This is a genomic window from Pandoraea anapnoica (assembly GCF_902459765.1).
Classification (GTDB): domain Bacteria; phylum Pseudomonadota; class Gammaproteobacteria; order Burkholderiales; family Burkholderiaceae; genus Pandoraea; species Pandoraea anapnoica.
This window is the reverse complement of sequence record NZ_CABPSP010000008.1, coordinates 188,162-207,191: the sequence shown is the minus strand read 5'-3', so window position 1 is coordinate 207,191 and position 19,030 is coordinate 188,162. Positions and strand designations below refer to the sequence as shown.

The following is a 19,030-nucleotide window of genomic DNA, read 5'->3' as shown; positions in this document are numbered from 1 at the left end:
CCGTCCGGACGGGGACGGTCGTCATAGCAGCCAGGCTATCGGCTCCGATAGCCTGGCTTAATCGCATAGATTTCAATAATCAATTTCTATATATCAATAGCATTCGGCATACTGGCAACACTTTCCACCCCGTCCAAGAGACTACGACATGCCGATCATCAACACCCAGATCAAGCCGTTCAAAGCCAACGCCTACCAAAACGGCGACTTCATCACCGTGACCGACGAAACCCTGAAGGGCAAGTGGTCGGTGGTGGTGTTCTACCCGGCCGACTTCACCTTCGTGTGCCCGACCGAACTTGGCGATCTGGCCGACCATTACGAAGAATTCAAGAAGCTGGGCGTTGAGATCTACAGCGTGTCGACCGACACCCACTTCACGCACAAAGCCTGGCACGACACGTCGGACACGATCCAGAAGATCCAGTACCCGATGGTGGCCGACCCGACGCTGGCGATCTCGCGCAACTTCGACGTGCTGATCGAAGAAGAAGGTCTGGCGCTGCGTGGCACGTTTGTGATCAACCCGGAAGGCGAGATCAAGCTGTGCGAGATCCACGACAACGGCATTGGTCGCGACGCCAAGGAACTGCTGCGCAAGGTGCAGGCGGCTCAGTATATCGCCGCTCACCCGGGCGAAGTCTGCCCCGCCAAGTGGACGCCGGGTGCTGAAACGCTGAGCCCGTCGCTCGACCTGATCGGCAAGATCTAAGCACTACCCAGAGTTTCACCGGTAGTACCGCAGCAAGCGCCGCTCTTGTCACGGAGCGGCGTCACCTGCCGGCGCGCGGGTTCCCCCTAAAGCCCGCTGCGCCGGCACCCAACCCCGAATTCCCGACGCTTACCTGCGCCAGCCCCCGGCCGACGCGGTGGACCTCGCTCACCCTATCGAGATGGAAAAAAAGCCATGTTGGACGCGAACCTCAAAGCTCAGTTGCAAACGTATCTTCAGAAAGTCACGCGCCCCATCGAAATCGCCGTGTGGCTCGACGACGGCCCCAAGTCTGCAGAAATGAAGGCGCTGGTCGAAGAGATCGCCCCGCTGTCGGACAAGATCGCCGTCGTGGCGCGCACCGATGCCGACGAACGTCGTCCGTCGTTCGCGATCGGTACGCCGGGTGAGGCGCCGCGTATTCGCTTTGCCGGGTTGCCGATGGGCCACGAGTTCACGTCGCTGGTGCTGGCACTGCTGCAGGTCGGTGGGCACCCGCTCAAGCTTGACGACGACACCATCGAACAGGTTCGCGCACTCGACGGCGATTTCCGCTTCGAGACGTATATTTCGTTGTCGTGCCAGAACTGCCCGGAAGTCGTGCAGGCGCTGAACGTGATGGCGCTGATCAATCCGCGCATTCAGCAAGTCACCATTGACGGCGCGCTGTTCCAGAACGAAGTGGAAGCGCGTCAGGTGATGGCCGTGCCGACGGTGTTCCTCAACGGCGAATCGTTCACACAAGGGCGTACCAGTGTGAAGGAACTGCTGGCAAAGCTCGATACGGGTGCGACGGCGCGTGCAGCGAAGGCGCTGGAAAACAAGCCGGTCTACGACATGCTGATCGTGGGCGGTGGTCCCGCAGGCGCGGCGGCCGCGATTTACGCCGCTCGCAAGGGCATTGCGACGGGCGTCGTCGCCGAGCGTTTCGGCGGTCAGGTGCTCGACACGATGGCCATCGAGAACTTCGTCTCCGTCACGCACACCGAAGGGCCGAAATTCGCCACGGCGCTCGAACAGCACGTGAAGACGTACGACGTCGACGTGATCGACACGCAGCGCGCCCAAGCGCTGATCCCGGGCAAGATTCACGAAGTGCATCTGGCCAGTGGTGCGGTGCTCAAGGCCCGCGCCGTGGTGCTGGCCACCGGTGCACGCTGGCGCGAAATCGGCGCACCAGGCGAGCGCGAATACCGCAATCGTGGCGTGGCCTACTGCCCGCACTGCGACGGCCCGCTCTTCAAGGGCAAGCGCGTTGCGGTCGTTGGTGGAGGCAACTCGGGCGTCGAAGCAGCCATCGATCTGGCGGGCATCGTCAAGGAAGTCACGCTGATCGAATACGGTACCCAGTTGCGCGCCGACGAGGTGCTCCAGCGCAAGCTCCGCAGTCTGCCGAATGTGCGTGTGTTGATGAATGCCCAAACGACCGAGATCGTCGGCGATGGTCAGAAGGTGAACGGCCTGACGTACCTCAACCGCGCCACGGGTGAGCGTTCGACGATTGCGCTCGAAGGCGTGTTCGTCCAGATCGGTCTGGTGCCGAACACCGAATGGCTCAAGGGCACGGTGTCGCTCTCGCGTCACGGCGAGATCGAAGTGGATGCCAAGGGCGCGACCTCGGTGCCAGGCGTGTTCGCCGCAGGCGATGTGACGACCGTGCCGTTCAAGCAGATCGTGATCGCAGTCGGCGAAGGCGCGAAGGCGTCGCTCGGCGCGTTCGAACACCTGATGCTCAGCTCGGTAGAAGACGAAGTCGACGTCGAACAGAACGAAGCCGCCGTGGCCTGAACACGCATCGCGCCATTGTCGTTGACATGAAATAAGCCGCCTTCGGGCGGCTTATTTTTTGCGTCGGCCGTGTGATCGACGTCATGCGTCGATGCGCTCGACGCTCATACCCCCCGCACTAGAGACGGTGCCCGTCACGCGCAGCGCCGGATCCAGCCAGTCGGTCATCGCCCACACGCCATGCGCGACGCGACGTTGCCAGGCGCGCAGTGGCGCTTCGCTCATGGGCAGGGCCGACAGGTCGATATCGCTCATCTCGTCCAGCGTCGTGCCACCGACCTTGATCAGGCTCTCCTTGCGCGTCCAGAGACGCAGCCAGGCCAGCGCACGCGGCGACGGTGCATGATGCGTGCAGGCGACGCTGGAAAACGCACCAAGCCGCTTGCGCTCGCGCTCGTTCAGGCCGGGAAGGTCGGCGTCCGGCGCGAGCGCTTCGTCCCAGTGTTCGACGTCGATACCGACGGGCGAGATCGCGCACGCCGCAGCGACCGCACCCCGGGTGTGGCTCAGACTCACATGCAAGCCCGGATGCGCGGGCAGACGCGGGCGCCCATGCGCGCCGCCACATTGCTCGCAGCACTGCACGAGCACATACGTGCGCGCAGCAGGACCGGGCGTGTCCGGACTGCCGGTAATGCGCGCCGCAGCGACCCGAGCCAAAATATGCGCCGCAACATAAGCCTCCCGATCGGCCGGTCGGGAAAACGCGTCGGCCCGCCTGCGCTCGTCCGGACTCAGATGTGCGGTCCATCCCATGAAGCGCGCCAATACATCTGCCGAAGCCCCGTAAAGCGCCAGCCCCGTGCCCGCTTGCACGGCATTCTTGTCGTTGTTCATCGTGTGTCGTGCGCCTGTGGGTGGCGAAGACAAATGACGGACTCCAAGCAATTTGGATGCCATATCGACTGCCACGTAATCCATGCATGGATGGCCGCTTGCGGCGGCGCATCATGAGCTCGAACACCTGTCGCAGGCTGCGACAGGTGTCGCAGTTTCAGACAACTGTTTGCGCGGGTATTCGATGCCGAACACGCGTTCTAAATGTAACGTCGCTCGTTGCCATAAGCGTGATCGCCGGCCTTGTTGCGAGCAGGCATGCGGGTTACGTGAGGAGGGCTTCGTTCAACACGACGATTCGAATGAAATGCCGACGTTGCAGACAAAACAATGGATCGAAACTTGCATGGTGAAGACGACGTACCGGTGTCGACCGACAGACGCCGGACCTACGACCACTTCACAGGAGTTCGACAATGCTGCCAACACGCCGGTTGGGGAAACAGGGGCTGGAAGTCCCCGCCATTGGGCTGGGTTGCATGGGCATGCACTACGCCTATGGGCCTTCCGACGACGCCGAATCGGTTCGCGTGCTGGAACGGGCGATAGCGCTCGGCTGCAACTTCTTCGATACGGCGGAAGTGTATGGCCCGTTCGAGAACGAGCGTCTTCTCGGTCGCGTACTCAAAGGCCGTCGCGACAAGGCGATCATTGCGACGAAGTTCGGATTTCGCTTCGAAAACGGTGCGGTCACGGGGGCCGATAGCCGACCCGAACATATCCGGGAAGTGGTCGACGCCAGTCTGTCGCGACTCGGCACTGACTACATTGATCTGCTGTATCAGCACCGCGTCGATCCCAATGTGCCGATCGAAGACGTGGCGGGTGCCGTCGGCGAACTCGTCAGGTCGGGCAAGGTGCGTTACTTCGGACTTTCGGAAGCCGGCGAGCGCACCATCCGTCGCGCACACGCCGTGCATCCGGTCAGTGCGTTGCAAAGCGAATACTCGCTCTGGCATCGCGATATCGAAGCGTCGATTCTGCCATGTCTGCGCGAGCTGGGCATCGGACTCGTGCCGTTCGGGCCGCTCGGGCGTGGCTTTCTGACGGGCACCGCGCGGCGTGCCGAAGACTTTCCGGAAGGCGACTCGCGTCGCACGTCGGACCCGCGTCTGCAGGGCGAGAATTTCGACGCCAACGTGAAGCTGGCGCAGACGCTCGCGGGCTATGCGGCGCAAATCGGTGTGACGCCCGCACAACTGGCGCTGGCGTGGCTGCTCTCGCGTAGCGACGACATCGTGCCGATTCCGGGCACGCGCCGCGTCAGCCGCCTTGAGGAGAACCTTGCGGCAGCGAGTGTGCATCTCGACCCGGGCATGGTGCGCGTGCTCGAAGCGCACTTTGGCGCGAACGCGACCTCCGGGAACCGCTACAAGCCGACGGCCATGATGGCGTTGCTGGCGGATCCGGCGTAGCGAGTTGAGGGGAATTGAAGGAGATTGAAGCGAACGGTGGACGAAGGGCACAAAGAGCATCAGGCCCCGTCGTCCGACCGTTCGTTTCTGGCATCGATATCAGCGATCCGGCCCGAGCAGCACGTCGCTGCCCATATCGCGCACATGAGGAATATGCAGTTCACGCAGTTTGCGATAGAGCGACGTGCGGCAAATGCCGAGTTCGCGTGAGGCTGCGGAGATATTCCAGCGTCGCGACGACAGCACTCGAATAATGATCTCGCGCTCGCCGTTGGCGATGGCCGATAGCGACGCAAGCGGTGCGATCTGGATGTTGCCCGCGGACCCGGATACCCCGGACGCGCCCGGCGAGACGGCCGCCGGTGCCATCACCGGCGCAATGGCGGGAGCCATCGCACTTTGCAGCAGATTCGCGGGCAGGTCGGACACACGAATCGTGTCGCCGCTCCTGACCGCACAAGCGTACTGAACGGCCGCACGCATTTGTCGCAGATTACCCGGCCACGCATAGGACAGTAGTAGCTCACGCGTCTCGCGGTCGAGCGATTCGAAGCTGGCTTTGCCGTGAGACTCGGCGACGATCATGGCGTCGAGCAGCCAGGCGCGGTCCTGTCGCAGGCGTAGCGGCGGCAGATGCACGATGCCGACGGCCACACGGTAATAGAGGTCTTCGCGAAACGCCCCCGTCTGCACGCGGGATTCGAGATTCTGGTGCGTCGCACAAATGAGTTGCAGGTCGACGGGAACCGGCGCAGAGGCGCCGATGGGCGTGACCTCCCGCTCGGAGAGTACGCGCAGCAAACGTGTCTGCTGTGCGAAAGGCATATCGCCGATTTCGTCGAGGAACAACGTACCGCCATCGGCCTGTACGACTTTACCCTTCATGCCGGTATTGAGGGCGCCCGAGAAAGCGCCGCGTTGGTATCCGAACAATTCGCTTTCGATAAGGTTTTCGGGAATCGAGCCGCAGTTGACCGACACCATGCTCGCCTGACGGCGTGCGCTGTAGTCATGCAGGGCGCGTGAGAGGTACTCCTTGCCGGTACCGGTTTCTCCGAGAATCAGAATGGGAAGCTGGCGATCGATGAGCAGTCTGGCACGCGCGAGGGTGGCCAGCATCGAGGGATCGCTGCCGCACAGCCGGTCAAGCATTGGCCGGGAGGAGTACTGAAAGTTTGCGTTTGAACGGTCCAGCGGATCGTGGGCGTACATAGCGTCTCTCATTGACTTTATTGGAATTGGCGGGCGCTGCGTTTGGCGGCGCGGTATCGCATCATGGCGAATGCCGTGGGGGGTGCTCCATAAAGCAAGACCAAGCATAGTTTGATTCGCGAGCGGTCTCCAATACCATATGATGCGATGACTGATACCGGTTCGCTATGAATAGAAACCGATGTTCTTTTAAGGGGTAAGGCTCCATGGAACTGAGGCAACTTCGCTATTTCGTAGTACTGGCTGAAACACTTCACTTCGGGCGCGCAGCGAATTTGCTGCACATCTCGCAACCGCCGTTGTCGCGTCAGATTGCGATGCTCGAAGAGGAGTTGGGGGTCGTTTTGTTTCAACGCACACAGCGCAGCGTGGCGCTCACTGCGGCAGGACAGCGTTTCTATCGCGATGCACGCTCCGTGCTCGCCACGCTCGATCAGGCGCGCTCTCACGCACGCGCAGCCGAAGTCGGCGACTCGGGCATGCTGTGTGCGGGATTCATGTTCGCCGTGGCATGCAGCGTGCTTCCCGTGCTCACGCGGGCATTTGCTGCGGCGTTTCCGCGTATCGAGGTCAAACTCAAAGAGTCGATTCCGACTGACCTCGCCGCCGAGCTTCGCTGCGGTAAGGTCGACGTGGGCATCATGTATTCCTCCGATGCATCCGACGAGTTATGCACGGAAACCATCTTCCGCGAACCGCTGGTGGCGGCGCTGCCCGCCGGTCATCGGCTAGCGGCGCGCTCGGCCATTTCGGTAGCCGAATTGCGTGACGATGCTTTCATCATCTCGCCGCGCGAAGCGTCGCCGTTCATCCACAACACCATCACAGACCACTGTCGCCAGGCGGGCTTTTCACCGCGGGTCCGACTGGAGACGAACTTCCAGCAGACGATCGTGAATCTGGTCGGACAGCGCCTCGGGGTCGCGCTTGTGCACAGCTCGATGCGCAGCACGCGCGCGGAGAACGTGCAGTTCGTGCCGCTGCTGCACGCGCCGCATATCGACGTGGCATTGGTATGGAGCGCGACCAGCCGCAACCCGTGCGTACAGCGCTTTGTGCAGACGGCGCAGAACATCGGACTGTTCGAGCCGTCGGACGCGGCACTTCAGGCTTGCGCCTGAAGCGCCGGTGTCGGTGTAGCGGAACCTAGGAGACAGTGAGGCAGGTTTCGGTCTTGCGAAGCCGCGCCTCGATGGCCTGCGCCAGGCGTGCAATTCCGGTTTCGATCTGCGAAGGCGTGGCGGTCGTGAATGTCAGTCGCATCGTGTTCGCCTTCGGTGATACGGCATGGAACGATGCGCCCGGAATGAACGCCACACCGCGCGCCAACGCGTCTTCGAACAGACTCGCGCTGTCGACGCCGGGCGGCAGCGTCACCCAAAGAAACATGCCGCCTGCGGGGCGCGTCCAGCTCACGCCCTCCGGCATATGCTCGGAGAGGCACTTGAGCATAAGCGCACATTGCGCCCGATACCGCAGACGAATGGCTTCGAGGTGCGTGTCGTATTCGCCGTCGGTGAGCAGGGCATGCGCCAGCCGTTGCGTGATGCCCGTCGTGTGCAGGTCGCTCGCCTGCTTCGCCTGCAACAGCTTGATCATGAGTTCTTCCGGCGCGACGACGTATCCCACTCGCAGGCCCGGCGCAATGACCTTCGAAAACGAGCCGAGATGCACGACGTTTTCGGGCGCCATCGACAGTAGCGACGGCAGGGTCACGCCGGTGTAGACGAGTTCGCCGTAAGGGTCGTCCTCCACGATCGGTAAGCCGTGACGGATGGCCAGTGACGCCAGGGCCATGCGCCGGTCGAGGGGGAGCGTGCGTCCCGTGGGATTCTGGAAGTTCGGTTGCGTATAGAGCAGGCGCGCACTGCGCATCGATGTCTCGTTGAGCCGTTCGGGCAACAGGCCTGCCGCGTCTGTCGAGACTTCTTCGAACACGGGTTCGTATTGCGCGAGTGCCTGCACCGCGCCGAGATAGGTCGGCGTCTCGATCAGCACACGCGAGCCGGGATCGACGAGCACGCGTGCGACAAGATCGAGCGCCTGCTGTGAGCCGGTCGTGATGAGCACTTGAGACGGACTGATCGCCGCGCCCTGCCGGGTCAGCCGCGCGGCGATGGCTTCGCGTAGCGGCAGATAGCCCTCGGACGGCCCGTATTGCAACGCCCCGATGGCGTCGCGCCGCAAAATCCGGTCGACCGACGCCTGAAGCCGTTCGACCGGCAACGCATAGGGCGAGGGCAAGCCGCCCGCGAAAGAGATGATGTCAGGCCGCTCGGCGACCTTGAGCAGTTCACGCAGCGCCGACGGCTGCATGCGTTGCGCGCGCGCCGCGAGTTGCCAGCGACCGGCGGGCGGGAGATGTCTGTCCATTGTGCGGTCCGCAACGAAGAAGAGGGACGCCCTCACGACATGAGCCGTGAGGGCGCAATATCATCGATGACATCGATGTCGGGTAACCCGAGTCTTACTCGTTGAACATCTTGCGCAGATTGTCCATCGCCATCTTCAGGAAGCCGACGGCGAAGTCGTCGAACGCCGGCTGGTCCTTCGGATTCCCGGAGCGCGCTTCGCCGACGATGCGATACGTCGCCGTACACGCCTTGTCGCCGCGCGGTACTACTTCCATCGACGCCCACATGTTGCCGATGTCGAACGTCGTGTAGATCAGCGTCCAGCTCATGGTCATGGCGTCGTCGTTGCGCGTGTTGAGTTGCTCGACGACGAGATCGCCACCCGTGAAGTGCTTGTGACGCAGCGAGCGCGGCCCGGTCGCCGTGCCCGTCATCTGGATGTACTCGAGACCGGTCACGAAGCGGTTGTAGCCGTCGAAGCGGCCGACGATGTTCCAGACGTCACGAGCAGACGCATTCAGGTCGGCCACCCCGGCGTGCACAGTCGTCGTGAGGTTGTGGATCAGCGTGTCGGGTTGCAGTTCGGTGCGGACTTTTTGCAGCATGATGAACTCCTCGATGAAGAAAATGGACTGCGCGAAAAAAGGTGCAACAAGTGACTGAGAGACCCCACACGCCGATCAGGCGACGGAGGCCGTCTCCTTCTCGTCGGACTTACCTGCCAAATCCGAATTGCCCGACTTACCCGTCTGACTCGCCTTAGGTTCGGTACGCCGGGCACTGCTGCCGCCCGGCTCGGGCAGGAAACCGCTTTCGATCAGATAGCCGAAGTGATGCATGAGCAGGGCGTCGTCTTTTCGCGGATACGCCAGCCCCAGGCGCGCAAGCGCTTGAGCAGACTGCCGGTGCGCAATGCGTGCCATATCGCCGATGTCCTCCTGACTGTCGTCCAGATAGAACGCGACCACGTCGAACAACGCGTTGGTCTCGTCGATGGACGTCAGGCGATTGCGCCAGTCCGCCGGCTCTTCCAGCGCGAGCGAATACCCGCATCGGGCGAGTGCGCCGAGGTAGTCCTCCCACGTCAGCGGTTGCGGGTTCTGGAGGTGGAAGACGCGCAACTCGCGCTGCGGGTCGGTCGTGCAGCGGACCATCGCGCGCGCCAGGAAGTCGACCGGCGTGAAGTCGAAATCCGTATCCCCGGCAGGGGCCGCGCCCAGTTGCAGTGAGCCTTTGACGAGCAACAGGATCCGGTTGCGCGTCGGCTGGCACAGCCCCGTGCCGGACACGCCGGTGATGTTCCCCGGGCGCAGAATCGTGGCGTCGACGCCGCGCTCGGCAGCCTCCCACACGAGATGCTCCGCCACCCATTTCGTCACGTTGTATCCGTTGTTCACGAAGGCGGGCGCATTGCGGGCGGGGCCTTCCTCCAGTACATGACCGTCGGCGCTTACCGCGCTCGCGGCGGACAACGTCGAGACGAAATGCATCGATTTGTTGCGGAACTCGCAGGCGAGACGCAACAGTTCGAGCGTTGCGCCGACGTTCGCGTCGTACAGATAGGGATAGTCGTAGACGTGATTAACGTGTGCACCGTTGTGATAAATCGCATCGATGTCGTGCGCCAGCGTTCGCCATGTTTCTGGCGATACGCCGAGTCGCGGTTTCGCCAGATCGCCAAGCACGACTTTCAGACGCGGATGACCTGCGAGCGCTGCCAGCCCGTTCGCCTGCAACGCCTGCGCAAGACGCGCTTCGCCTTCTTTCTGACTCGCCGCCCGCACCATGCAATGGATCGTGGCGGACGTCTGTGCGATCAGCTCGGCAGCGATGAAGGTGCCGAGGAAGCCGTTCGCGCCCGTGAGCAGAATGGCGCGTGCGCCGTCTGCAACGGGACGCAGACCGTCGATCGGACGAATGTCGTCGGGGAGCACCATGTCGTCGAAGACACGCTGCGGGATACGTTCTCCCTTGCTGACGTCGTCGTTCGAGAGCAGCGACGCCAGAGCGCCGATGGTCGGACGTTCCATGAAGCGGGCGAGCGGTGCATTGCCGCCGAACTCCTTCTTGACTGCCAGCATGAGCCGCGAGACCAGCAGCGAGTGGCCGCCGAGGTTGAAGAACGAATCGTCGCGGCCGATCTCGAACGGCTCCAGATCGAGCAGCCGTGCCCACAGGGCACGCAGATTCGTTTCCGTTTCGGTGAGCGGTGCTTGTGCGGCGTCGTCTTCTGTGCGGGTGCGCTGTGCCGGAATGCGACCAAGCGCATTACGGTCGATCTTGCCGTTGTTGGTGGCAGGCAGTGCGTCGAGCACAACGATCTCGTAAGGCACCATGTAGTCCGGCAGACGTGCAACGAGCACGTCGCGAAGCGTATCGCCCGTCACGGATGCCGCCAGCGGGCGGGCGACGAAGCCACGAATGCGCTTGCGGTCGTCGACCACGCACGCGCACTGACCGAACTGGCCGGTGGCGAGTGCGGCCGATTCGATCTCGCCGAGCTCGACGCGAAAGCCCCGTATCTTGACCTGCGCGTCGCGGCGTCCGACGAAGTGCAGCGCGCCGTACTCATCCCATTGCACGATGTCACCCGTGCGATACAGCAGTTCGTCGTGGGCCGACGGCCACTGCCCGTTCGGATCGGCAAACGGGTTCGGCACGAAGCTGCGCTCCGTAAGGTCGGGACGATGCAGATAGCCGTCCGCTACACCGGCACCGGCGACGCACAGCTCGCCCGCCTCGCCGGTCAGCGCCGGTTCGCCTGTCTCGGTGAGTACATAGCAGCGCACGTTTGCAAGTGGCCGCCCGATCAACCGGTTGCTGTCGCCCGCCTTCAGGCGCGCGACGGTGACGAAGACCGTGCATTCGGCCGGACCGAAGATGTTGTGGAACTCGCGGCCCTGACTCCAGCGGGCAATCGTCTCGGGGAAACAGACGTCACCGCCGGTCAGCAGATGCCGCAGCGCAGGCCATTGTGCGTCCGGCATCACGCCGAGCAGCGCGGGGGGCAGGAACGCATGTGTGACGGCTTCGCGTTCGATAAGCGCGCTAAGGTCGTCAAGCGCGTGTCGCTGGGCTTCGGTCGGGATCACCAGCATGGCACCGGCGAGGAACGTCGGGAAGATGTCGAGCAGCGAGACGTCGAACGCCACCGTGCAGAACTGCAGCGCACGCGAACTGGCGTCCAGCCCGATGTAGTCGCGATACGAGTGGCAGAAGTGCACGATGTTGCGGTGCGTGAGCATCACGCCCTTGGGCACGCCCGTCGAACCGGAGGTGAAGATCGTGATGGCGCAGCGGCTCGCACGGTCGGGCAGGCGCGAGACGGGCCACGCCGTCACGCCGATATTCACGTCTGCGACATTGAGCGAGCGCAGTCGAATGATTCTGACGTTCAGTCCGTCAAGTGCGCTCGCGTCGAAGTCGTCGTCGGTGATCAGACACGTCGCACGGCTCTGTTCGACGATTTGGCGCACGCGTTCGGCAGGAAACGACGGGTCGAGCGGCGCATAGGCCGCGCCCGCGCCGATGGCGCCGAGAATCGCGGTGTACAGCAGTCGCGACTTGGGCAGTCGCACGGCAACGACCTGCGGCGTGCGGTCGTCGGGCGATTGCACGGGCAGCATCGCAGCGATGTCGAGCGCAAGCTTCATCGACGCCGCCACGAAGGTGCGGTAGTTGACGTCGCCGTTGGCATCACGCAGTGCGATGGCCGACGGGGCTTCGAGCGCGCGACGCGAAATCATCTCTGGCAGCGACGGCTCCAACGCCATCTCGCGTGCCGTCTCGTTAGTCGCATGCCAGCCGGACAGGCGATGCAGGTCGAGCACTACGCTCCCCGGCGTCGCCTCGGCCACCGGGCGCGACGCCAGCGCATCGGTGGTCAGCACATCGCGGCCGAGCTGGCTGACGATGTCGACGAGCATGGCTTCGGCCTCGGCATCGATCTGCGCGACCATGTCCGCGCCGCAGCGCAGGTTGTCGAACGCGCAGGCCGTAGTCGCGACGTCGACCTCGCCACGCGGACCGTGCCATTGCCAGGCGAGCGTGGACGTGACCGGCGGAAGTGCAGGGGCGCTGGCGCGAAACGTCATGGTGTGCGTGGCGGCACAGGCGGTTTCCGGTGCGGCGTCGCCACAGTCGATACGCCACTCGACGCGCTGCGGTCCGCTGTCCGGCGTAGGCACGCTCGCGCCGAGTTGCGCCGCCGTCTCCGTGAGCGGGCCGCTGCTGTACGACAGCGGCACCACGTCGTGCCCCATGTCGTGGAGCGCGGCGAACAGACGTGCGCCGAGACGGTTGTTGCCCGCGATGGCGAAGGAAATCGCTCTCATGACTCGTTCCTCACAGGTATTGCGCGATGGCCGCGCGAGTGGGTTCGTGTTCGAGCAGCCCCGCCATCTTCAAGAACTTGCGGATGTTGACGATCATCGGGTGCTGGTTGGTGATCGGGTACGCGCCGACCATATCGTTCGCGATCTGTTCGCGCGTGGCGGCGGGCAGATCGAGCGTGCCGATCAGGCGGCGGTCGAATTCGAGTTGCAACTCGTTCGTGAGGTACTCGCGAAGGAAGAACGGCAGGCCGCGTCCGAGTTCGATGCGCGCCGTCTCGTCGATCTCCGACCAATACAGCTTGACCAGATTGATCCAGAAGACCGAGTGGCGGCCTTCGTCGGCCAGATGGTCGGCCATGACCCCCTTGACCGAACGCTTGAGCGTGGTGTCGCGCGAGAAGGCTGCAACCTCGGCCGTCACCGTGTTCTCCGAGATAGCGACCCCGAGCAGTTCCATACCGGCGGCGTATTGCGGCGGCACGTATTCCATGGCGCGGGGAATGGCGCGCGAGAGTTCGATCTCGCGGTTTTGCTCGATGGGGCCGATGCCGGTGCTGCGCTCGACCTGGTCGAGGTAGTCCATCGCCACGTAGGCGTGGTAGTTCTCGTCGATCACGACGGACATGGCGTCGCTGCGGCACGCGAACGGAAACTCGAACGGGAAGCGCGACTTGGCGATGGCCAGCGCCGTGCGGTTCACGATCTCCGTCTCGAAGATGATGACGTCGTTGATGTACTTGTAGAAGCTTTGCAGCAGGATGTAGTCCTGCACTTCACGGCCGGCGTCGATCACGGCGGGGTGCGCGTACAGCGGCTGACGCTCGACGGGGTAGTAGCTCAGGTCGTCGTCTTCGACGATGCGGCGCGGACGGGAACGGATCGTGGCGCGTTGTTCCCATTGGTCAGCGTGGCTGACGTAACTCTGCAATGACATGGCGTTGCCTCGGAATATGGGGGACGGCAGAGGACCTGCGACTCAGGATTCGGATGGGAGCGCACGCGGCACCGGACGAGGGATGAAACGGGGCGTGTGCGGCCGACAGCGTGTGCTGTCGGCCGCGCCCCTCCGGTCCCCCGACCGTCCTGCCTCATAAAAAAGCGCTCGCAAACGAATCGCGCAAACGACTTACGCAGCGACGGCTTCCTTCTGCGACGCCACGATGTGTTCATGCAGGCCGTCCCACAGACGCAGGCGCTCGTCGATGGCGCGCAGGCCAGCTTCCAGCGCTTCGATCATCAGGCGCTCGTCGTTATTGGCGGCCTCGACGATCATGGCGCGTGCAGCGGGGCCGTGTTCGCCGGAGTCCACTTCGATGTGGCGCTCCAGATAGAACGTGAGCAGCGGCACGCTCTTCGGATCGATTTGCCAGCCGTCGAGCAGCGTGCGGAACATGTCGGGAATCACGTTTTCCCGGCCGTAGAAGAAGTTGCCGAGCACCTGATGCGTCTTGCCTTCGTAGCAGGTCGCAAACGTCGAGTTGACGAAGCGCAGCACCGGCGCGGGAGCGTCGACGGCGGCGAGCGCAGCGCTCACACTATGGCCCTTGACGAGCAGGTCGATCAGCTTCTCGATCTGGCGCGTATCGGCGCCGACGTCGCGCATGGCGGCGAGGTACAGATCGAAGTGGCTCATCGGGCCTTGTGGCGTCTCGTCGCATTCCTCGCCGAGCACGATCTCGTTGATCAAACGGGCGGCGTGAATATTGCGCGGTGCGATCCACGGCAGCGTGATCGTCGTGAGGTCGGCCTGCAGGCGCTTGACCAGTGACATGAAGTCCCAGACGGCAAACACGTGCCACTCCATGAACGTCTGCAAACCTTGCATCGATTCGATGGAATGGAACACCGGGTGATGTGCAAGCGTCGCGTGATGTTCCTTGATCTGACGTTCGAGATGTTCGATCTTGTCCACGATAGGCATCCTTGTGATAACGATGTTGAAATCAACCTGTGCGAGGGGGAATGCGGCGCGACTTTCAAGTCGTCGCCCACAGGGATCAGCAAGTTCAATGCCAGCGTCTCGAAACGCAAGAATCTAGACGATTGAGGGGATTTTTCGGGGGGCGAACGGGCGTTCGCAGGCATGACACCTGTTCAGATAATGGACAGGTGTGCGCGCGGGTGTCGCGAAGGGGAGGAGGTGAAGCGCGCCCCGTGCAGGGCGGGGCGGCGAGTCGGAGCCAGCTCAGTGCTTGAAGGTGCGTGCGGTTTCTTCGGCAGCGAAGCGCAGTTCGGGCTCGAATGCCAGCAGGTCGTCGAGCGTCAGGCGCCCGATGGGGGCTTGCACGGCGATAGCGGCGCACGCGCGGTTGCGATTGAGCATGACGGGCACGGCGATCGCGATCAGCCCCTGCAAATGCTCCTGATTGTTGATGCCCATCTTGCGACGCCGAGTCTGTTGCAGCTCGGCGCGCAACGCGCTGCGGTCGGTGAACGTCTGGTCGGAAAAACGGCGCAGCGGCAATGTGTCGATCAGATGTTCGCGACGCTCCTTCGGCAGAAAACTCAGCAGCAGCTTGCCGCTCGCCGAGCAGTGCAGCGGGACGTGCGAGCCGGGCTGCAAATGCATGCGCAGCGGCCACTCCGTCTCCACACGGTCCACGTAGATCACATCGTTGCCCGAGAGCATTGTCAGGTTGCACGTCTCGCCGATGCTCGCGACGAGTTGCTCCAGCAAACCATGACGCGCTGCAGCAGGGCCTGTCTGCATCAACACATTGATGGCCAGCGCGCGCACGCGTGGCGAGCATTCGTAGCGTCGGTCGTCGTCGCTGCGGGTGATCAGCCATGCATCCTTCAACTGCGTGAGGATGCGATGCACCGTTTGCTTCGGCAGTCCAAGCGCGTTCACGAGATCCATCATCGATAGTGGGCCGCCAGCGTCGGCGAGGGTTTCAAGCACGCGAAACGCTCGCACTGCGGCGGCGTTCGATTGATTCGATGCGGCCATGTCGTCTCCTGAGTGTTGCTACTTCCCCCTCGGCAATCTGACGTTGCCTGTGGCGAAGCTTTGTCGTTGTTCTCTCGCCCATTAACGCAATTCTGCATCGGTTTGATTACTTTTGCGGACCTCTGTGGTCCCGAATTTCGACCCACCCTTTACACCCTCCGAAGGTGTCCGGCTTGACCGGGAATTTGAGACCGGCGACGCGTCGTGTGTTGGCTAGATTGGTTACGCGATCCCACTCGAAAACCATCAGGAGGCGTCTCATGAATTCACGGGCTCTCGGAGCTGTCGTTCCGCCATCGGACGCTCGCACGTTAGCGCCGCACGCGAGCAACGACACGGCCGACGTCGAGGCACAGGTCGCGCAGCTGATCGCGCGGGCAAAGGCGGCACAACGCAATTTCGCCGCTGCCGGACAGCAGACACTGGACACGGCGGCGAGCGCGGCGGCGTGGGCGATCATGGAACCGGCGCGCAACCGTCAACTCGCCGAACTGGCGGTGCACGACACCGGGCTGGGCAACGTCGACGACAAGATTCAGAAGAACTTCCGCAAGACGCTCGGCCTGCTGCGCGATCTGCACGGCCGCAAGACGCACGGCGTGATTGCCGAGGATACGGGCAAGGGCATTGTCGAGATCGCACGTCCGGTCGGCGTGGTGGCGGCGATCACGCCGTCGACCAACCCGGCGGCGACGCCTGCGAACAAGATCGTCAATGCGCTCAAGTGTGGCAATGCAGTGATCGTCGCACCATCGCCCAAAGGCTACAGCGCGTGCGCCTTGCTGTTGCGGTTTGTGCACGCGGAACTCGTCAAAGCGGGCCTCTCCCCGGATCTCGTGCAGATGCTGCCGGAGCCGATCACCAAGGCTGCAACGGCGGCGCTCATGCGTCAGGTCGATCTGATCGTGGCGACGGGCTCGCAGGCCAATGTGCGCATGGCCTACACGAGCGGCACACCGGCGTTCGGCGTCGGCGCTGGCAACGTCGCGTCGATCGTCACGCAGAGCGCCGATCTGCCGGGTGCCGCCGTAAAGATCGCCCGTTCGAAGACGTTCGACAACGCGACAAGTTGTTCGTCGGAGAACAGTGTCGTGATCGAAAGCCGGGTGTACGACGCGATGATCGATGCATTGCACGCTGCCGGTGGCGTCTTGCTCAGTGCGGACCAGAAGCAGGCACTGGCAAAAGTCATGTGGGTGGACGGCAAGCTCTCCAGCGCATGCACGGCCAAGTCGGCGCAGCGGATTGCGCGTCTGGCCGGACTCGACGATATCGCGGCTCGGCATCCCAAATTCCTGATGGTCGAGGAGTCGGGCACCGGCTTGGATTACCCATTCTCGGGTGAAAAGCTCTCGCCCGTGCTGACGGTCTATCGTGCCCGCGACTTCGACGACGCCGTGTCGCTCGTCTCGAACATCTACCGCTACATGGGCGCAGGTCATTCGGTCGGTCTGCATGGCGCTGACAAGGCGCAGGCCGTGCAACTGGGCGAGACCTTGCCAGTCGCGCGCGTGATCGTGAATCAGGCGCACTGCTTCGCGACCGGCGGGAATTTCGACAACGGTCTGCCGTTCTCCCTGTCGATGGGCTGCGGCACGTGGGGGCGAAACAACTTCACCGACAACCTCGGCTACCGTCAGTACCTCAACGTCACGCGCGTGGCCTATCCCATCGCCGCCGAAGTGCCTGAGGCCGACGATCTCCTCGCCGACTATTTCGGGAGATTCGGACGATGAACGCGCCCATGAACCCCGTCTCCGCAGCCCTTGCCGCAGCGCATGAATCGCTCGTCACGAACGCCAGTTCGTTGCGAGATCTGATCGAGCAGCAGGCTGACAAGCATGGCGAGCGTCCCTACTTGCTGGCGCTGACTGGTGGCGATAAACGCGGCAATGAAAGCGGAAATGAAAGCGGAAATGAAAGTGGAGATGCCGTCCCGCTGACCTTCCGTGCGTTGCGTGATGATTGCCGGGAACTGTCGCGGCGGTTTGCGGAGGCTGGCCTGCGCGCGGGCGACATCGTGTCCGTGTGCATGGGCAACGGCCCGCAGTCGGCACGTGTGATTCTCGCCGCGATGTACAGCGGCCTGATCGTCAATCCGATCAATCTGCTTTGTCAGCCGGCGCAACTGCAATACATCGTCGAGCACTCGGACACGCGGCTGATCTTCGTCTCCGAGACCATGCTTCCAGCGCTCACGCAAGCGGTGGACGCCGCACGTGAACAGGGGATGACGCGCGCGGTGGCGCTGGTGTGCATGTCGCCCGATGCCACCGCACTGCCTGAAATTCCATCGATGGCGGCGGTACCATCGCTGGCCTCACCGATGATCGCCGACGTAGCGCTGCTCATGTACACGTCGGGAACCACCGGGGTGCCCAAGGGCGTGCTGCTCACGCATCGAAGTCTGCTCGCGAACGCCGCGTTCATCAGCGCCGAACATCGGCTCACGCATGAGGACCGCGTGCTGGCTTCGCTGCCGCTTTATCACATCAACGGTCTGGTGGTGACGTTGCTGGCGCCGCTGTTCCACGGCGGCTCGGTCGTGATGGCCCCGCGCTTCTCCGCGCGCACGTTCTGGCGTGACGTGACCGCAACGCGGTGCTCGTGGATCAACGTCGTGCCGACCATCGTCGCGTATCTGCTCGAATGCGATGCCCCGGCGCGCGCTGCGCTTGCCAGGCTGCGCTTTTGCCGCAGTGCGTCGGCGGCGTTACCCGCCGACCATCACCGGGCGTTCGAGGCGCGCTTCGGCATCGGCATCATCGAGACGATGGGAATGACGGAGACCGCCGCGCCCGTTTTCAGCAATCCGTTCGATGCGCACATGCGCCGCATCGGCAGTGTCGGGCTGCCGTCTGGCAGCGAGGCGAGGGTCATACGCCGCGACGGCTCGCAAGCCGACGCGGGCGAGACCGGCGAGCTGGTGCTGCGTGGCGCGCAGATCATGCGCGGCTACTACAAGCGCCCGGACGAGACCGCCGACGCTTTCACGGCAGATGGCTGGTTGCGCACGGGTGATCTCGGCCATCGCGACAGCGACGGGTACTTCTACATCACCGGACGCGCGAAGGAACTGATCATCAAAGGCGGCGAGAACATCGCGCCGCGCGAGATCGACGAGGCGTTGCTGCGGCATCCCGATGTGCTGGAGGCGGCTGCCGTCGGCGTGCCCGACCCGGCCTACGGACAGGAGATCGTGGCGTTCGTCGTGCTGCGCGAGCCGGGCGACGCTCAGCACGCGTCTGCCGAAGTGCAGGCGTTGCGCGAACACTGTCTGCAAACGCTTGGCCGCTACAAGACTCCGAAGGAATTCCGCTTCGTGACCGAGTTGCCGCGTGGCCCGTCGGGCAAGGTGCAACGACTCAAACTGCTGCAACAGTAACGACCCGAGGGGGCCATCGCTCCCCGGGTGCAGGACACGATCG

Annotated in this window: 14 protein-coding genes; 6 read left to right on the top strand and 8 right to left on the bottom strand. The window is 63.3% G+C overall.

Annotation, left to right across the window (positions count from 1 at the left end):
* Positions 1 to 148 precede the first annotated feature (148 nt).
* The gene (ahpC, locus tag PAN31117_RS14850) at positions 149 to 712 is read left to right on the top strand and encodes an alkyl hydroperoxide reductase subunit C (protein ID WP_039372199.1); all 564 of its coding nucleotides are present in this window, start codon (positions 149 to 151) and stop codon (positions 710 to 712) included.
* A 195-nt stretch (positions 713 to 907) separates the two neighbouring features.
* Entirely contained in the window at positions 908 to 2,500 is a 1,593-nt protein-coding gene (gene ahpF / locus PAN31117_RS14845; protein WP_150738841.1) for an alkyl hydroperoxide reductase subunit F, read from the top strand.
* Positions 2,501 to 2,581: 81 nt separating this feature from the next.
* Here the strand turns inward: ahpF and PAN31117_RS14840 are convergent, their stop codons facing one another.
* Entirely contained in the window at positions 2,582 to 3,337 is a 756-nt protein-coding gene (locus PAN31117_RS14840) for a 4'-phosphopantetheinyl transferase family protein (RefSeq protein ID WP_174990965.1), read from the bottom strand.
* Positions 3,338 to 3,753: 416 nt separating this feature from the next.
* Between PAN31117_RS14840 and PAN31117_RS14835 the strand changes: the two genes are divergently transcribed.
* A complete protein-coding gene (locus PAN31117_RS14835) occupies positions 3,754 to 4,752 on the top strand; it encodes an aldo/keto reductase (protein ID WP_150738839.1) in 999 nt (332 codons plus the stop codon).
* Positions 4,753 to 4,851: 99 nt separating this feature from the next.
* Here PAN31117_RS14835 and PAN31117_RS14830 read toward each other — a convergent pair whose 3' ends face one another.
* Positions 4,852 to 5,964 (bottom strand): sigma-54-dependent Fis family transcriptional regulator, encoded by a 1,113-nt coding sequence (locus PAN31117_RS14830; protein ID WP_150738838.1) that lies wholly within the window; start codon positions 5,962 to 5,964, stop codon positions 4,852 to 4,854.
* Between the two features lie 206 nt (positions 5,965 to 6,170).
* Here PAN31117_RS14830 and PAN31117_RS14825 point away from each other — a divergent pair, with 206 nt between their 5' ends.
* On the top strand, positions 6,171 to 7,085 hold the full coding sequence (locus tag PAN31117_RS14825) for a LysR family transcriptional regulator (protein ID WP_150738837.1): 915 nt from the start codon (positions 6,171 to 6,173) through the stop codon (positions 7,083 to 7,085).
* Positions 7,086 to 7,110: 25 nt separating this feature from the next.
* Here the strand turns inward: PAN31117_RS14825 and PAN31117_RS14820 are convergent, their stop codons facing one another.
* The 6 genes from PAN31117_RS14820 to PAN31117_RS14795 all read right to left on the bottom strand — a co-directional run bounded on the left by PAN31117_RS14820 (position 7,111) and on the right by PAN31117_RS14795 (position 15,602).
* Positions 7,111 to 8,337, bottom strand: a complete 1,227-nt coding sequence (locus PAN31117_RS14820) for an aminotransferase-like domain-containing protein (RefSeq protein WP_150738836.1) — start codon at positions 8,335 to 8,337, stop codon at positions 7,111 to 7,113.
* 94 nt (positions 8,338 to 8,431) lie between these two features.
* Entirely contained in the window at positions 8,432 to 8,923 is a 492-nt protein-coding gene (locus tag PAN31117_RS14815) for an SRPBCC family protein (RefSeq protein ID WP_150665241.1), read from the bottom strand.
* A gap of 75 nt (positions 8,924 to 8,998) precedes the next feature.
* Positions 8,999 to 12,652, bottom strand: a complete 3,654-nt coding sequence (locus PAN31117_RS14810; RefSeq protein ID WP_150738835.1) for an amino acid adenylation domain-containing protein — start codon at positions 12,650 to 12,652, stop codon at positions 8,999 to 9,001.
* A gap of 10 nt (positions 12,653 to 12,662) precedes the next feature.
* On the bottom strand, positions 12,663 to 13,586 hold the full coding sequence (locus PAN31117_RS14805; RefSeq protein WP_039400399.1) for a diiron oxygenase: 924 nt from the start codon (positions 13,584 to 13,586) through the stop codon (positions 12,663 to 12,665).
* 192 nt (positions 13,587 to 13,778) lie between these two features.
* A complete protein-coding gene (locus PAN31117_RS14800) occupies positions 13,779 to 14,564 on the bottom strand; it encodes a DUF3050 domain-containing protein (protein WP_150738834.1) in 786 nt (261 codons plus the stop codon).
* A 273-nt stretch (positions 14,565 to 14,837) separates the two neighbouring features.
* Entirely contained in the window at positions 14,838 to 15,602 is a 765-nt protein-coding gene (locus tag PAN31117_RS14795) for an IclR family transcriptional regulator (RefSeq protein WP_150665239.1), read from the bottom strand.
* Between the two features lie 260 nt (positions 15,603 to 15,862).
* Between PAN31117_RS14795 and sauS the strand changes: the two genes are divergently transcribed.
* Together sauS and PAN31117_RS14785 are read left to right on the top strand one after the other, a co-directional pair.
* The gene (sauS, locus tag PAN31117_RS14790; RefSeq protein WP_150738833.1) at positions 15,863 to 17,338 is read left to right on the top strand and encodes an acylating sulfoacetaldehyde dehydrogenase; all 1,476 of its coding nucleotides are present in this window, start codon (positions 15,863 to 15,865) and stop codon (positions 17,336 to 17,338) included.
* A complete protein-coding gene (locus PAN31117_RS14785; protein ID WP_246189090.1) occupies positions 17,335 to 18,987 on the top strand; it encodes an AMP-binding protein in 1,653 nt (550 codons plus the stop codon). Before sauS ends, PAN31117_RS14785 begins: the two co-directional genes overlap by 4 nt.
* The last annotated feature ends 43 nt before the right edge of the window (positions 18,988 to 19,030 follow it).